This is a genomic window from Streptomyces tailanensis, from assembly GCF_008386495.1.
Taxonomy (GTDB): Bacteria; Actinomycetota; Actinomycetes; order Streptomycetales; family Streptomycetaceae; genus Streptomyces; species Streptomyces tailanensis.
Genome location: NZ_VTHJ01000054.1, coordinates 50787 through 66932, shown reverse-complemented (window position 1 = coordinate 66932; position 16146 = coordinate 50787). Strand labels below are relative to the sequence as shown.

General features: G+C 68.9%; 14 protein-coding genes. 9 read left to right on the top strand and 5 right to left on the bottom strand.

What is annotated here, in order from left to right:
- The first annotated feature begins 369 nt into the window (after positions 1-369).
- From F3T56_RS34455 to F3T56_RS34435, 5 genes are all read left to right on the top strand, one after another.
- A complete protein-coding gene (locus F3T56_RS34455; protein WP_149829271.1) occupies positions 370-948 on the top strand; it encodes a DUF2269 domain-containing protein in 579 nt (192 codons plus the stop codon).
- The gene (locus tag F3T56_RS34450) at positions 948-2759 is read left to right on the top strand and encodes an ABC-F family ATP-binding cassette domain-containing protein (protein ID WP_149829270.1); all 1812 of its coding nucleotides are present in this window, start codon (positions 948-950) and stop codon (positions 2757-2759) included. The genes F3T56_RS34455 and F3T56_RS34450 overlap by 1 nt, the downstream gene beginning before the upstream one ends.
- Positions 2760-3128: 369 nt before the next feature.
- Positions 3129-4838, top strand: coding sequence for an outer membrane protein assembly factor BamB family protein (locus F3T56_RS34445; RefSeq protein ID WP_149829269.1), 1710 nt, complete (start codon positions 3129-3131; stop codon positions 4836-4838).
- Between the two features lie 107 nt (positions 4839-4945).
- A complete protein-coding gene (locus tag F3T56_RS34440) occupies positions 4946-6874 on the top strand; it encodes an outer membrane protein assembly factor BamB family protein (protein WP_149829268.1) in 1929 nt (642 codons plus the stop codon).
- A gap of 281 nt (positions 6875-7155) precedes the next feature.
- Positions 7156-7851 (top strand): helix-turn-helix transcriptional regulator, encoded by a 696-nt coding sequence (locus tag F3T56_RS34435; protein WP_149829267.1) that lies wholly within the window; start codon positions 7156-7158, stop codon positions 7849-7851.
- Between the two features lie 167 nt (positions 7852-8018).
- Here the strand turns inward: F3T56_RS34435 and F3T56_RS34430 are convergent, their stop codons facing one another.
- From F3T56_RS34430 to F3T56_RS34420, 3 genes are all read right to left on the bottom strand, one after another.
- Positions 8019-9206 carry a serine hydrolase domain-containing protein gene (locus F3T56_RS34430; RefSeq protein WP_246204196.1) on the bottom strand — a complete coding sequence of 396 codons (1188 nt, stop codon included), beginning with the start codon at positions 9204-9206 and terminating at the stop codon, positions 8019-8021.
- A gap of 71 nt (positions 9207-9277) precedes the next feature.
- On the bottom strand, positions 9278-9466 hold the full coding sequence (locus tag F3T56_RS34425; protein WP_149829266.1) for a DUF397 domain-containing protein: 189 nt from the start codon (positions 9464-9466) through the stop codon (positions 9278-9280).
- An 11-nt stretch (positions 9467-9477) separates the two neighbouring features.
- A complete protein-coding gene (locus F3T56_RS34420) occupies positions 9478-10329 on the bottom strand; it encodes a helix-turn-helix domain-containing protein (RefSeq protein ID WP_149829265.1) in 852 nt (283 codons plus the stop codon).
- Positions 10330-10552: 223 nt separating this feature from the next.
- Here F3T56_RS34420 and F3T56_RS34415 point away from each other — a divergent pair, with 223 nt between their 5' ends.
- Together F3T56_RS34415 and F3T56_RS34410 are read left to right on the top strand one after the other, a co-directional pair.
- Positions 10553-10972, top strand: coding sequence for an ATP-binding protein (locus F3T56_RS34415; protein WP_149829264.1), 420 nt, complete (start codon positions 10553-10555; stop codon positions 10970-10972).
- Positions 10973-11005: 33 nt separating this feature from the next.
- On the top strand, positions 11006-11893 hold the full coding sequence (locus tag F3T56_RS34410) for a hypothetical protein (protein ID WP_149829263.1): 888 nt from the start codon (positions 11006-11008) through the stop codon (positions 11891-11893).
- 7 nt (positions 11894-11900) lie between these two features.
- On the opposite strand, the gene F3T56_RS34405 is transcribed toward F3T56_RS34410, so the two are convergent.
- On the bottom strand, positions 11901-12212 hold the full coding sequence (locus tag F3T56_RS34405) for a hypothetical protein (RefSeq protein ID WP_149829262.1): 312 nt from the start codon (positions 12210-12212) through the stop codon (positions 11901-11903).
- 28 nt (positions 12213-12240) lie between these two features.
- On the bottom strand, positions 12241-13920 hold the full coding sequence (locus tag F3T56_RS34400; RefSeq protein ID WP_149829261.1) for a sodium:solute symporter family protein: 1680 nt from the start codon (positions 13918-13920) through the stop codon (positions 12241-12243).
- Positions 13921-14057: 137 nt separating this feature from the next.
- Here F3T56_RS34400 and galT point away from each other — a divergent pair, with 137 nt between their 5' ends.
- Positions 14058-15119: a galactose-1-phosphate uridylyltransferase gene (gene galT / locus F3T56_RS34395; RefSeq protein WP_149829260.1), complete on the top strand. Its 1062-nt coding sequence runs from the start codon at positions 14058-14060 to the stop codon at positions 15117-15119.
- A complete protein-coding gene (gene galE, locus F3T56_RS34390) occupies positions 15116-16078 on the top strand; it encodes a UDP-glucose 4-epimerase GalE (RefSeq protein WP_149829259.1) in 963 nt (320 codons plus the stop codon). Before galT ends, galE begins: the two co-directional genes overlap by 4 nt.
- The last annotated feature ends 68 nt before the right edge of the window (positions 16079-16146 follow it).

The following is a 16146-nucleotide window of genomic DNA, read 5'->3' as shown; positions in this document are numbered from 1 at the left end:
ACCGGAGCACCGGTCACCCGATCCCTGATCGCGTACGACCACTGATCACATCGGACTCATTCGTCTAGTGGGGTGGGGGTGCGGGTGGAGTGGCGGCTGCGGGTTGCGGTGGGTTGCTCGCGCAGTTCCCCGCGCCCCTGAAAAGCCGGGGCGCCCCCAGTCCTCTAGGGGCGCGGGGCTGTGACATATGCGGCTCCGCCGCGTGGGCGCGACCAGCCCCCACTCACCCGCAGCCGCCACTCCACCCGTCCTCCCGAGTTATCAGGCGCCCTGAGTACTGGCACGGCGCCCCCGTACGCCGAACCCGGTACCCGCGGATACTCCCGCCGGCAGACGACCCCGCGGCAGCGGCCCGGCACGGTGGTGCGCATGAAGACAAGCCGACCCGTACGCCGGGCCTTCCTCGTCCTCCACGTCGCCGCCTCCGCGTCCTGGCTCGGGCTCACGCTCGGCCTGCTCGCACTCGGGATCACCGCGAGCACCACCGGCGCCGCGGTGACCGTGGAGGCATCCGTCCGGGCCATGAAACTGTTCGCGGACTGGCTGCTGATCCCCGTCGGGTTCCTGACGTTCCTGAGCGGGCTGGTGCTGTCCCTGGGGACGCAATGGGGGCTGGCACGGCACCGCTGGGTGTACACCAAGTTCTGGCTCACCCTGGCCACGCTCACCGCCACCGTCTTCGCCCTGCGGCCGGGCGTAAACGAGGCGGTCGACGCTGTCGCCGCCGGCGGGACACTGCCCGACGCCGGCGAGGTGCTGTTCGGGCCGATCGTCTCCCTGACCGCGTACGTCTTCATGACCGTGATCTCGGTGCTCAAGCCCTGGGGGCTCACCCGGCGCGGCCGCCGGCTGCGCGCCGCCGCACAAGGCCGAGCCAAGCGCCCCGTCACGGCGTCCCGCCCCGCCGACTACTCTGGAAGGTCGATCGTCCCCGTGGCAGGAGAGTAATGGCCGTCAACCTGGTCAATGTCGAGAACGTCAGCAAGGTCTACGGCACCCGCGCCCTGCTCGACGGAGTCTCCCTCGGCGTCTCCGAAGGGGACCGCATCGGCGTCGTGGGACGGAACGGGGACGGCAAGACCACCCTCATCCGCATGCTCGCCAAGCTGGAGGAGGCCGACACAGGGCGGGTCACCCACTCCGGCGGCCTCCACATCGGCGTTCTCACCCAGCACGACTCCCTGGACCCGGCCGCCACCGTCCGGCACGAGGTCATCCGGGACATGGCGGACCACGAGTGGGCGGGCAACGCCAAGATCCGGGACGTACTGACCGGGCTGTTCGGCGGGCTCGACATGCCCGGCTTCCCGCAGGGGCTCGACACCGTCATCGGTCCGCTCTCCGGCGGCGAGCGGCGGCGTATCGCGCTCGCCAAGCTGCTCATCGAGGAGCAGGACCTGATCGTCCTCGACGAGCCCACCAACCACCTGGATGTCGAGGGCATCTCCTGGCTCGCCGACCACCTGCGCGAGCGCCGGTCCGCGCTCGTGTGCGTCACCCACGACCGCTGGTTCCTCGACCAGGTCTGCACCCGGATGTGGGACGTACAGAAGGGCACGGTCTACGAGTACGAGGGCGGCTACTCGGATTACGTCTTCGCGCGTGCCGAGCGGGAGCGGATCGCCGCCACCGAGGAGACCAAGCGGCAGAACCTCGTCCGCAAGGAACTGGCCTGGCTGCGGCGCGGGGCGCCCGCGCGGACGTCGAAGCCGCGATTCCGCGTCGAGGCCGCGAACGAGCTGATCAAGGACGTACCGCCGCCGCGCGACAAGAGCGAGCTGATGAAGTTCGCGTCGTCCCGGCTGGGCAAGACCGTCTTCGACCTGGAGAACGTCACCGTCCAGGCCGGGCCGAAGGTGCTGCTGAAGCATCTGACGTGGCAGCTCGGGCCCGGGGACCGGATCGGCCTCGTCGGCGTCAACGGCGCGGGCAAGACCTCGCTCCTGCGTGCCATGGCCGACGCCGCGCTCAGCGACGGGGAGCGGCAGCCGGTCGCCGGGCGCGTCGTCACCGGCAAGACCGTCAAGCTCGCGTACCTGTCCCAGGAGGTCGCCGAGCTCGACCCCGACTGGCGGGTGCTCCAGGCCGTACAGCAGGTCCGCGACCGCGTCGACCTCGGCAAGGGGCGCGAGATGACCGCCGGGCAGCTCTGCGAGACCTTCGGGTTCAGCAAGGAGAAGCAGTGGACGCCGGTGGGCGATCTGTCCGGTGGTGAGCGTCGCCGACTGCAACTCCTGCGGCTGCTGATGGACGAGCCGAACGTCCTCTTCCTCGACGAGCCGACCAACGACCTCGACATCGAGACCCTCACGCAGTTGGAGGACCTGCTCGACGGGTGGCCCGGGTCGATGGTCGTCATCTCCCACGACCGGTTCTTCGTCGAGCGGACGACGGACAGGGTGTTCGCGCTGCTGGGCGACGGTGCGCTGCGGATGCTGCCGCGAGGGATCGACGAGTACATCGAGCGACGGCACGCGATGGAGGAGGCGGCGGCTTCGGCTTCGCCGGTTGCCGCGAAGGCTGTTGCCGACGTCTCGCAGAAGAGTGCGGCGGATGTGCGCGCCGCGAAGAAGGAACTGCAGAAGATCGAGCGGCAGTTGGACAAGATCTCCGAGAAGGAGGCCAAGCTGCACGATCAGATCGCCGCGAACGCGACGGACTTCGCGAAGGTGGGGGAACTGGACGCGGAGTTGAGGGCGTTGGCGGGGCAGCGGGAGGAGCTGGAGATGCAGTGGCTGGAATTGGCGGATGACGCGTAGCTGAAGCCCGGTGTGGCTTCTCGCCGTTGGGGCTGTTGTGCGATGCCGGGTGCGGGTGGTGTGTGGCTGATCGCGCCCCGCGGCGGAGCCGCAAATTGACACAGCCCCGCGCCCCTATCTCAGCCGGCGGCTACCAGGCGCCCTATGACCTCTACCCCCTCAAAAGCCGTATAGGACATGGGGCGTACGTCCCGTGAAGGGGGCGTGAAGGAGCGTAACGAGGGCATCACGGGGCGGTTCTCCCTTGGGAACAGGGGAGCGACCGGGGCCGTGTGTGGCAGGTTCGCAGTGGTAGAAAGGCCGTCTGAGAAGCGATTCCACGCGTGACCACGGGTGGCTCGAAAGCAGCGAACAGGGGGAAACGCGCTGATGACTCAGCCACCCGACCAGCCGCCGCAGCAACCGTACGGCTATCCGCAGACGCCCCCACCGCAGGGGCCGCCCGTGCCGAGCCCCGGCTACGGGTATCCGCAGCAGCCCGGCCCGTACGCCCAGCCCGGCCCGTACACCCCGCCCCAGCAGCCCGGCCCCTACACCCCGCCGCCGCAGGCCGGTTACGGGTACCCGCAGCCGCAGCCGCAGTACGCGGGCGCGCCCACCCCGCCGCCGTCGGGCGGTGGCTCCAAGAACCCCTTCAAGGGGAAGCCCGCGATGGTCATCGGCGCCGCGGTGGCCGCGCTGCTCGTGGTCGGCGGCACGGTGTTCGCGGTGGCGAGCCTCGGTGACGACGGTGGTGAGAAGAAGCCGGTCGCCAAGGAGAGCGCGAGCCCGAGCGCGGACAACAAGCCCTCCTCGTCGCCGTCCGCGCCCGTCAACCCCGGTGACGGCAGCGGTGACGGCGGCGAGGACATCGACGTCACCGAGCTCAACGCGGACCGCAAGGCGGGCGAGGCGAAGGTGCTCTGGTACAAGAGCGCGCCCGACGCGCCTGGTTCGGGTGCGGAGGCCCCCGGGCTGTGGGTCACCGACAAGGTCGCGGTGAAGGCGGCGTACAAGCAGCTCTTCGGGTTCAACGTCGGCGACGGCGACCCGGCCTGGGACGCGATCGAGTTCGAGGGGAATATCTGCGCGGTCACCTCGAAGGCCACCTCCGACGGTCATGTCGTCGTCGCCTCGCGGAACGGCACGTCGCGCAACGCCAGTTGCAACCAGCTTCAGCAGATCGACCTGAACACCGGGGAGAAGGGCTGGATCGCGGAGCTGGGGGAGGGCGGCCTGTTCGACGGCACGAGCAGCATCGGGCTGTCCATCGCCGGGAACACGCTGATGGCGGGGCGCTCGCAGTCCGGGACCGCGTACGACGTCACCACCGGCAAGAAGCTGTGGGACAAGAAGGACTACGGCCAGTCCTGCTTCCCGGACGGGTTCACCGGCGGCGCGCGCCTGATCTCCGTCTCCTCCTGCGCGGCGGGCAACGACAACGCGCACGACGAGGTGCAGGAGCTCGACCCGAAGACCGGCAAGCCCAAGTGGACGCGGAAGATCTCCAAGGGCTGGCGGGTCGAGAGCGCCTACTCCGTGAACCCGCTCGTCCTCTACCTCACCAACGAGGACGAGAACAAGTGGAAAGTCTCCACCCTCAAGGCCGACGGCTCCACCCGCTCGGAACTCGACGTCGACGACTCGTTCGCGCCCGACTGCGAGGGCAGGCTCTTCTCCGGCGATCTGCAGAACTGCGCGGGCGTCGCGGTCGACGCGAACACCCTCTACCTGCCCACCGAGGCGAAGAACGGCTCGAACGAGATCGTCGCGGTCAACCTCGCCACCGGCAAGGAGAAGTGGCGGGTCAAGTCCCCCGCCGACGTGGCGATGGCGCCCGTCAAGGTCGACGGTTCGAAGCTGATCGCGTACGTGGAGCCGTCGTACGACGCGGGCGGCCAGATCGTGTCCATCCCGGTCATCGGCAAGAACCACCAGGCGACGAAGCTCCTGCAGATGCCGGCGAGCGCCGCGGAGATCGAGAGCGACTTCTACTCGAAGGCCCTCGACTACGTGGGCGGGCGCTTCTACCTCTCCACCACCCAGCTGACGGGCAATGACGAGTCGAAGGAGAAGTTGATGCTGGCCTACGGCAACTGACGCGCGTGACCGCCGCGGGGTGCCCTGGCGCCCGTAGGTGACATCCGCATTCGTCCATCACCCGTCCATCACCTGTCCTCCAAGATCCGCTCTGAGGTATCCACGTCATGACCCAGCCGCCGCCCCCGCCGAACCAGCCGCCGGGCCCGCCTCCGAACCAGCCGCCGCAGGACACCCCGCCACAGGGCGGTTTCGGCGCGCCCACGCCTCCGCCGGCCGGCGGTTACGGCGCCCCGACGCCCCCGCCGCAGGGCCCGCCCGCCGCCCCGGCCGGCTACGGCTACCCGCAGACGCCCCCGGCCCAGGGCCAGCCGCCGCAGACGCCCCCGCCCGCGCAGGGCCCCGGCTACGGCTACCCCCAGACGCCTCCGCCGCAGCCCGGCTACGGCTACCCGGGCCAGCCCGGCCAGCCTGGTCAGCCCGGCCAGCCCGGCCAGCCTGGTCAGCCCGGCCCCTACGGCCAACCCGGCCAGCAGCAGCCGTACGGCTACGCCCCGCCGACCGTGCCGATGCAGCCGCAGGTCGCGGGCGCCCCAGGCGGTCCCGGCGGCAAGAAGAAGGTCAACTCCACGGCGATCATCATCACCGCGGCGGTCGCGGCCATCGCGCTCATCGTCGGCGGCGGCGTGTACCTCGCCTCCTCCAAGGGCGACGACGACACCAAGAAGGACACCGCCAGTTCGGAGGGGACGACCGGCGGCGAGGACGACGCCAAGAACGGTGACGGCGGCACGTCGTCCGGCGGCGGCTCCTCCTCCGGCGGTGTCGAGGTGCCGGCCGAGGCGCAGGAGAAGGTGCCGTCCAGCACCGCCGCGAAGATCCTCTTCCAGGTGCCCGCGCACGAGGTCGCGAACAAGGACGACATCGACAGCGTCAAGGGCTCCTGGCTCACGGACACGACGTACGCCAAGTCCGCCCTCAACAAGATCGTCGGCTACGAGCCGGACACCGGCAAGGCCAAGTGGACGCTGGACCTGCCCGGTCAGACCTGCGCGGGCTCCCGTGAGATCACCACGGAGAAGATCGCGATCGTGGTGACGGAGGAGGCCAAGCGCGTCAAGGACGAGCGTCCGCCGTGCACCCAGGTCATCGCGTTCAACGTCGAGACCGGCAAGCAGGTGTGGGCGCAGAGCGCCGAACTCAGCGGCAGCAAGGTGCCGTTCGGCGAGGTCACCATCTCCGGTACGACGGTCGCCGCGGCCGGCGGCTACTCCGGCGGCGCCGCCTTCGACGTCAACAGCGGCAAGGTGCTGTGGCAGCCGAAGGCCGGCGAGTGCACGGACGAGGGCTACGCCGGTGGCGCCCAGCTCGTCGCGGTCCGCAAGTGCGGCGACTACGGCGAGGAGACCTTCGAGATCCAGCTGCTCGACCCGAAGACGGGCAGTGTGAAGTGGACGTACAAGCTGCCCTCCGGCATCGACCGCGCCAAGATCATCTCCACCCAGCCGGTGGTCTTCGGCGTGGTGACCGGCAACGACGTCCCGCTGACCGGCACCAGCGACATCTTCTCCCTGGACGAGAACGGCAAGCTGCGCGCGAAGATCTCGATCCCGGACAAGAAGTACAGCTACGACTGCCCGGTTCGCGGCGTCTGGGCCTGCCGGGGCATCTATGTCGGCAACGACAAGGTGTACATGCCGACCGAGAACCACGACGGCACCGGATTCAGCCGGACCAACGAGATCGTCTCCTTCTCGCTGGCCACCGGTAAGTCGACCGGCGACCGGGTGGACGCGGGCGACGACTTCGAGCTGTTCCCGATCCGCATGGACGGGCCGAACCTCATCGCCTTCAAGGACGGCCCGTACGACAAGGGTGCCCAGGTCATCTCCGTCGACGGCAAGACGCTCAAGCAGACCGTCCTTCTGGAGACCCCGGCCTCCGAGTCGGTCCTGCGCGCGATCAGCGCCATGACGCCGACCCTGGGTGAACTGCTCTACACCAACGGGCGGTTCTTCCTCGGCAAGGACCTCGTCAGCGAGCCGTATTCCAAGGACGAGAAGGAGTACACGGCGCTCGGGTTCGGGGCGAAGTAACCCCACGCGCCCCCGGCTCTCCTTCCGTCTCTCCTCGCGGTCCCGTCCCTGCTCAGGGGCGGGGCCGTGTACATATCCCTCATCACGCTCGAATGGGAGGGATTTCGATAATCCGGGGCACTTCTCTCCGATAGGGGGAGCGTAACGTCGAACAAGCGTGTAGCTTCCGGGGTCATGAAGAACCGGGGAGCAGACGGGGGAGCCGGGGGGCTTCTGTCCGTGGGGACCAGTGGGCAGCCATAGTTGGCGACCATTGGGGGGACTGGGGGGTGGGTGGCTCGATGGGAGTGCGGCTCATGGTGGTCGACGACCACCGACTGCTCGCCGAGGCGTTGGCCTCGGCGCTGAAACTGCGCGGACACCGGGTGCTGGCCGCGGCGGCGCCGGCCGCGGGTGTGGCGGAGCTGGTGATCGCCAGGGCACCCGAGGTGTGCCTCATCGGCACGGCGACACCCGCCGAGCCGGGCATCTTCGACCCGGTGATCAAGATCAAGCGGGAGCGCCCCCAGGTGGCGGTCCTGGTCCTGGGCCCGGTCCCGAACCCTCGAGGCATCGCGGCGGCCTTCGCGGCGGGCGCCTCGGGTTACGTACGCCACGACGAACGCATCGAGGGTGTAGAGCGAGCCATCATGAAAGCCCGAGCGGGTGAGGCCGCAGTGGCCCCCCAACTCCTGCAGAGCGCGTTCAGCGAGTTGTTGAACCCGGCGGCCCAACCGGACGACGAGGGCCAGCGCTTGCTCCAGATGCTGACCCCGAGGGAGGTGGAGGTGTTGGTGAGGGTCGCGGAAGGCGAGGACACTCGTCTGATCGCGGCGGGCATGGGTATCGCGCCTTCGACTGCACGTACGCACGTCCAGCGGGTGCTGATGAAGCTGGGCGTGGGTTCGCGCCTGGAGGCGGCGGCGCTCGCGGCCCGCACGGGGTTGCTGGACCGCGCGGGCCCGGTACCGCACTCCCCACCGCCGCCGGACCTGTAGGGGAGACCGGCCCCGACGGCGATGGTCACGTCGCTGTCGGCGAAGCCGGGTCGCAGGGTGCCAATTGGCAGATTCGTCTCACCCATACGCACCATTTGCGGCGTATCGGTGAGACTGATCTGCCAATTGCCGAGCGCCTGCGGGATTCGCGACGGTGTCGGTGATGGCTACCGCTGGGCCTGGTCGCACAGGGCGTGGTCGACCAGGCCCGTGGTGGCCCGGATGTGGCGTACGGCGGTGTCCTCGTCGGCGGGTCGGCTGTGGACGGCGACCGTGACGGACGTCCGGCCGTCGGGCGTGGTCACGGGCCATGTCAGATAGCCGAGGCCGCTGCCGCTGTGGCCCCAGTAACCGCCGCCGCAGCTCAGTGGCGTCCACGAGATGCCCAGCCCGTAACGCCTGCCCGGCACGTCTTCGGGCGCGTCGGGTACGGCCACCGTGCGCCGCATCTCGGCGAGCTGGGCCGGGGCGAGGAGCTTGCCACCGAGGAGGGCGGAGAAGAAGCGGTTGGTCTCGGCGGCCGTACTGATGATTCCCCCGTCGGCGTCGCCGTCGAAGGGGAGATAGGCGAGGGTGGTGTCGGTGAACGGCCCGGCCTGCTCGAACTGCTGGTAGTTACGGGCGTGGGGCCGGGGGAGGCGTGGGTCGTCGCCCGGGTTGAACGTGCGTGTGAGCCCCAGCGGGCGCAGGATCCGCCTCTCCACCTCCTGGTCCCAGGACCGCCCGGCGACGGCCTTGATCACCATGCCAGCCAGGATGTAGTTCGTGTTGGAGTACTCCCAGCGCTTCCCCGGCTCGAAGACCGGCGGATGCGTCATGGCGAACGCGAGGCGCTGCCGTGAGCTGTACCTCGTCGAGCGGTGCTTGAGATATCCGGCCGCGCTCATCTCCGGCACCACATCCGCGATGTAGTCGGGCAACCCGCTGGTGTGCTGGAGGATCTGGCGAACGGTGACCCGCCGCCCGTCGTTGCCGTTGCCCCGGACCAACCCCGGTAGCCACCGCTCGATGCGGTCGTCCAGGGATAGCCGCCCTTCATCGACGAGTTGAAGGATCACGGTCGCGACGTACGCCTTCGTCGTGCTGCCGATACGGATGTACTCGTCGTGGGGTACGGGCGCCCCGGTGTCGAGGTCACCTACGCCGCTGAGGGCGGTCCGGGTGCCGTGGGGTCCGTCCAGCCGCACCGACACCCCGGTGACACCGGCGTCGCGCAGGGCATCGGCGTCACGTTGCAGTGCGTCGTCCGGCTGCTCGGCGTGGGCGTGGGTGGGGGAGAGACCGGCCAGCAGGCTGAGGGCGAGGGCGGCGACCGCGGCTGTCCGGCGGGCGGTGTGGGGGATGGTCATAGGCATGCGCCCACCGTAGGAACCCCCACTCCAGGCCGACCATCCGGCGAACCCCCGCTTGGCGCCGGGGGTTTGCCTCAGCGTGCGCCCTTTATGTGGTGGAGGAGGTGGGTGACGGGGGTGGGGGTGGTGGTGAGGAGGGTGGTGGGGGTGTCGGATTCGCGGAGGCCGACCAGGTGGGGAGGGATGGCGGCCAGTTCGACACAGGCGTTGCCTTCGGCGCCGCCGGAGAAGGTGGACTTCTGCCAGTTCACGGCCTGAGTCATGGGGGCGCGCCTCACAGTTCCTTTGACAAGCGGTGGATGAAGTCCCGGGACGCTTCGGGGTCCAGCGTCGCTTCCTCCACCTTACGGAAAAGCGTTCGAAGCGTTCCCAGTTGAGGGTCGGCGTCGATGAACGCGGTGCCGGTGGCGCCTTCCCGGAGTCCGGTGTCGAGCTGGCGGACCGGACCTCCCATGTACATCATCGAGGCTCCGGCACCGCCGAAGCCGTCCTGGTCGATCGGGATGACGCGTACGGTGACGTGCCCCTGGTCGGTCTGGGTCAGGATCTGCCGGAGTTGAGCACGGGAGACGTGACGGTCCGCCACGCGGATGCGCAGGGCGGATTCGTGGACGATCGCCTCGTACGGGGTGGGCGCGTCCCCCTCGATGACAGTGCGTCGCCTCATGCGGTGTTCCACCCGGGGCGTCAGCTCGCTGGCGGGGAGCTCTGGGCGCATGTACCCGAAGACCGCTCGGGCGTAGTCCGGGGTTTGGAGGAGTCCGGGAACATACGTGATGACGACCTCACGCAGGAACGCTGCATGGTGTTCAGCTTCGGCCAAGTCCAGGTTCACCGGGGGCAGTACGCCTCGGTACTCCTCCCACCAGCCCCGCGTGCGGTCGGTCGCCATGGCTGCCAGGGCCTCGATCAACCCTTCGTCCGTACAGGCGTAGTGAGCGGCGAGCCGGCGTACGCGCGCGGCGCTCACGCCCGCGACTCCGGACTCGATCTGGCTCATCTGGACCGAGTCGGCTCCGAGGAGCGCCGCTGCCTCCCGTGCCTTCATGCCCGTCGCCTCGCGCAGTTTGCGCAGTTCGGAGCCCAGTCGCACCCTGCGGGCCGTGAGATGCCTCTTCGGTGGCACCGGAGCCTCCTCGTCCCAACTGCCCTGCGTTCGTACCTCATTCGGGGGTCAGAATACGGCAGCGGGTTGCATCTTCCTAAAGTTAGGAAATACCGTCAGTGACGCACCGCGCACTCTGCGGAACGCCGGGACTCCGGAAGCGCACCGCTCCGTCACGCCACGACGGCTGCGGCAATGCCACCGCCCGCACCCTCAACTCCCCAACCCCCGAACGGAGTCACCCATGCCCGAAATCGGAACCGCAACCGAACCCTGGGAGTACGTCCTCCACATCCCCAACGACCCCCGAGCCGTCACCATCAGCCGCCGCACCCTCCGCCTGATCCTGACGATGCACGGCCTGACCGCTCTCCTGGACACCGCCGAACTGCTGGCGACGGAGCTGATGGCCAACGCCGTACTGCACACCAAGGGTCCGGCCGCCCTGCGCGTCCGCTGGAGGGACGGCGCGTTGTGGCTCGGCGCATGGGACACCGACCCCGAACCGCCCCGGCCGACCGGACGGTTGGCGGAGCTGACCGAGGCGGAGGAGGGCCGGGGCCTGGCCCTGGTGCGGGCCAACACCCCCGTGTGGGGCTGGCAGCCGTCGTCCCGGTTCGGTCATCGCGGCAAGTACGTGTGGTGCGAACTTTCGGCCGCGTAGCTCGTTGATGACGTCGTATCGGAAGGAGAGCCGATGGTCACCTCGTCGCACGAGGCGCTGCACAGGATCTTCCAGAAGGATCCCGCGCTGCTCACCCGCGCCCTGGAGCGTGTGTTGCACGTGCCCTTCCCCGAGCCGCACGAGTTCGCCGCCATGAACGTGGACCTCACGGAGATCGAGCCGGTCGAGCGGCGCGTGGACACGCTGTTGCGGGCGGAGGCCGACGAGGGGACGTATCTCCTGGTCGTCGAGTCGCAGGGCGAGAGGGACGACCGCAAGCGCCGCAGTTGGCCGTACTACCTCAGCTACCTGTACGCGAAGTACCGCTACGAGCCGGTGCTGATCGTGACCACCCAGAGCAGTGCCACGGCCCGCTGGGCGGCGGAGCCCATTCGTCTCGGGGTGCGGAGCCGCCCCTCGATGACGGTACGGCCACTGGTGCTGGGCCCGGACAACGTACCGGTGATCGCGGACGAGGTGGAGGTGGCGCGGGACGTCACCCTCGCGGTGTTCTCGGCGATCACGCATGGTAAAGGCACGGATGCCGCTGCGATACTGGAACCACTCGCGACGGTCCTGAAGACCGAGGACCCCGAAAGCGCGATGGTGTACGCGGAGCTGGTCGAGTCAGGCCTGGTCGACGCCCAGGCGAAGAAGGTTTGGAAGGAGCTCATGATGCCGGTGAACTACTTCTTCAAGAACCCGGTCGCGGTGGCGCTGCGAGAGGAGGGGCGAGAGGAGGAACGGATCGCGGAGCGGATCGCGAGTGTGCTGCGCACCCTGGACCGGCGCGACATCGAGGTACCGGACTCCGTCCGGCTGCGGGTGAGTAGCTGCACCGACCCCGACCTGCTTCAGGTCTGGGTGGACCGGGCCTACGACGTCACCGACGCGGCCGACCTGTTCGACGACGAAGCCTGACACGACGTCACTCGGAGTCCCCCTCCCCCAACCGCTCCACATCCACCGGCGGAGCCACCGGCCGCAACCACAGCCACACCAGGAAGAACACCCCCAGCGCCAGCATCCCAAGCCCCGTCCACAGGTTGATGTTCACCCCCTCCGCCTTGTCGATCTCGGCGTCGGAGGCGGTGATGCCGGTGAGGGTGATGATGATGCCGTAGACGACGAAGAGGCCGCCGATGATGCGGCGGATGTCGAAGAGGCGGGCCGCGGTCGCGGACTTGCCCTCCAGTTCGGTGACTTCGCGTTGGACGTCGCGCTCGGAGTACTCGGACATGGTGGACCCTCCAGTGGTCAGGATGCGGTCAGAACGAGAACGGGATGTAGCAGGCCGCGGCCAGGACGACCGCGCCCCAGCCCAGCAGGGCCGGCCGGCGGTACCAGGCGTCGTCGCCCGCGGCGGGGGGCTCCTCCATGCCGGGGGAGCGGGTGCCGTAGACCAGGCCCTGGAGGTCCTCCTCCGGCTTCGGCGCGGTGAAGAGCGAGACCGCCACCATCACGACCGCGCCCGCCACGAAGCCCGCGATCGCGGAGACGAAGTTGGCGCCCTGGTCGGAGGGGATGGCGATGACGTCCTGCTTGTAGAGGACGAAGTAGTTGATCATCGCGGCGGTGGTGCCCGCGAGCAGGCCCCAGAAGCCGGACTTCACCGACGCGCGCCGCCAGAACATGCCGACGATGAAGACGACGAACATCGGCACATTGAAGAAGGAGAACAGCGTCTGGAGGTAACTCATGATGTTCGAGAAGGAGGACGCCAGGAAGGCCGTGCCGATGGAGGCCAGGACACCGATCGCCGTGATGACGCGGCCGAAGCGCACGTAGTACGCGTCCTCCCGGCCCCGTACCGCGTACCTCGCCCAGATGTCGTTGGTGAAGACCGTGTTGAAGGACGACACGTTCGCCGCCATGCCCGCCATGAACGCGGCAAGGAGACCCGTCACCGCGATGCCCAGGACGCCGTTCGGGAGCAGCGCCTCCATCAGGTACGGGATCGCGTCGTTGTACTGGAGGTCGGACCCGGCCGTGCCGATCTTCGGGACCAGGACCGCCGCCACCAGGCCGGGGATCATCACCAGGAAGACGATGAAGATCTTCGGGAAGGCGGCGATCAGCGGGGTGCGCTGGGCGGCCGAGAGGTTCCTGGCGGACAGCGCGCGCTGCACCTCCGCGAAGTTCGTCGTCCAGTAGCCGAAGGAGAGCACGAACCCCAGCCCCAGGACGATCGTCAGCCAGTTCGCGCCGAGCGGGTTGTCGCTGCCGATGCCGGTGCCGCCCCAGGCCGTCACGAAGTCGGGGCCCCGGGTCTCGGTCAACGAATCCGACAGGCCGTCCCAGCCGCCCACCTTCTTCAGGCCGAGCACCGTGATCGGGATCAGCGCGGCGAGGATCACGAAGAACTGGAGCACCTCGTTGTAGATCGCCGAGGAGAGACCGCCGAGGGTGATGTACGCCAGCACGAAGAACCCCGCGACGACGATCGACACCCACTCCGGCCAGCCCAGCAGCGCCTCGACGACGATGGCGAGGGCGTACAGGTTCACCCCGGCGATGAGGATCGCGGCGAAGGCGAACAGGATCGAGCTCAGCAGGTGCGCGCCCCGGTCGAAGCGCAACAGCAGGAACTCGGGCACGGACCGGACCTTGCTGCCGTAGTAGAACGGCATCATCACCAGGCCGAGGAAGACCATGGCCGGGATGGCGCCGATCCAGTACCAGTGGGTGGTGTAGACGCCGTACTGCGCGCTGTTGGCGGCCATCCCGAGGATCTCGGTGGCGCCCAGGTTGGCCGCGATGAACGCGAGGCCCGTCACCCAGGCGGGCAGGGAGCGCCCGGAGAGGAAGAAGTCGAGGCTCGTCTTCACCGACCGCCGGGCGGCGAAACCGATGCCGAGGACGACGACGAAATAGATCGCCAGGATCGTGTAGTCCAGCCAGTCGGTGGGGAGCCGTAGCTCGGCGGCCGTGTAGGTGGGGGTCTGCATGCGGCGCTCACTCCACTTTGGTGTTCTTTGTTTGATTGTGGTGGTGACGGGCGGGGGAGCTTGTGCTTTGATGTGTTCGGTTCTGTTTGGTACAAGCTGGCTTGATCGCTTGATGCGGTAACGATGGGGAGCTCGGCGTGAAGAAGACCTCGACCCGACTGGCCGACGGTCGTGAGCTGATCTACTACGACCTGCGCGACGACAACGTGCGCGACGCGGTGGACAAGCGGCCACTGGAGCGCACCGTCACCACTTCGGAGGTACGCCGGGACCCGCTCCTCGGCGACTCGGTGGCGATCGCCTCGCACCGCCAGGGCCGCACCTACCACCCGCCGGCGAACGAGTGCCCGCTCTGCCCCTCCGAGGGCGACCGGCTCAGCGAGATCCCGGACTCGTCGTACGACGTCGTCGTGTTCGAGAACCGCTTCCCGTCGCTGGCCGGTGACTCCGGCCGCTGCGAGGTCGTCTGCTTCACCTCGGACCACAGCGCGTCCTTCGCCGACCTCACCGAGGAGCAGGCGCGGCTGGTGCTGGAGGCGTGGACGGACCGTACGGCCGAGCTGTCGCATCTCCCCTCCGTCGAGCAGGTCTTCTGCTTCGAGAACCGCGGCGCCGAGATCGGCGTGACGCTCGGCCACCCACACGGCCAGATCTACGCCTACCCCTTCACCACTCCCCGTACCGCCCTGATGCTGCGTTCGCTCGCCGCCCACAAGGACGCCACCGGCGGCGAGAACCTCTTCGACGCCGTACTGGAGAGCGAACTGGCGGGCGAACGGGTGGTCCTGGAGACCGAGCACTGGGTCGCCTTCGTGCCGTTCGCGGCGCACTGGCCGTACGAGATCCACCTCTACCCGAAGCGCCGCGTGCCCGACCTGCTGGCCCTCGACGAGGACGCGCGCACAGAATTCCCCCAGGTCTATCTGGAACTCTTGAAGCGCTTCGACCGGATCTTCGGTGAGGGCGAGCCTCCGACGCCGTACATCGCGGCCTGGCACCAGGCCCCGTTCGGCGCGCTGGAGGAGTTCGAGGGTGTGGTCCGTGAGGACTTCGCACTCCACCTCGAGCTTTTCACCATCCGCCGAACCTCCGGCAAGCTGAAGTTCCTCGCGGGTTCCGAGTCCGGCATGAACGTGTTCATCAACGACGTGCCGCCGGAGCGCGCGGCCGAGCGACTGCGAGAGGTAGCGAGTTCATGAGCGGTAAGTACCTGGTCACGGGTGGTGCGGGTTACGTCGGCAGCGTGGTCGCCCAGCATCTGCTGGAGGCGGGCCACGAGGTCGTCGTCCTCGACAACCTCTCGACGGGCTTCCGCGAGGGCGTGCCGGCCGGGGCGTCCTTCATCGAGGGCGACATCCGCGACGCCGCCAAGTGGCTGGACGGCTCCTTCGACGCCGTGCTCCACTTCGCCGCGTTCTCGCAGGTCGGCGAGTCGGTCGTCAAGCCCGAGAAGTACTGGGACAACAACGTCGGCGGCACAATGGCCCTGCTGGCCGCGATGCGCGAGGCGGGCGTCCGCAAGCTCGTCTTCTCCTCCACGGCGGCGACGTACGGCGAGCCGGAGACGACCCCCATCGTGGAGTCGGCCCCGACGAAGCCGACCAACCCGTACGGCGCCTCGAAGCTCGCCGTCGACCACATGATCACCGGTGAGGCGGCCGCTCACGGCCTCGGAGCGGTCTCTCTCCGCTACTTCAACGTGGCAGGCGCGTACGGCGACTGCGGTGAGCGCCATGACCCCGAGTCGCACCTGATCCCGCTGGTCCTCCAGGTCGCCCAGGGCAGGCGCGACGCGATCTCGGTGTTCGGTGACGACTACCCGACCCCGGACGGCACCTGCATCCGCGACTACATCCACGTCGCGGACCTCGCGGAGGCCCACCTGCTGGCGGTCGAGGCGGCCACGCCGGGCGAACACCTCATCTGCAACCTCGGCAACGGCAACGGCTTCTCGGTCCGCGAGGTCATCGAAACCGTCCGCAAGGTGACGGGCCACCCCATCCCGGAGGTCGTGGCCCCGCGCCGCGGCGGCGACCCGGCGGTGCTCGTCGCGTCCGCGCAGGCCGCCCGCGAGCGGCTCGGCTGGAACCCGTCCCGCGCGGATCTCGCGGGCATCGTCGCCGACGCGTGGGAATTCGCGCAGCGGCAGGCCAAGTAACAGGGCCGACTGGGCCACGTAGCTGGGCCAGGTAACTTGCTGGCGCAGCCAGTTCGGTAAGTACGAAA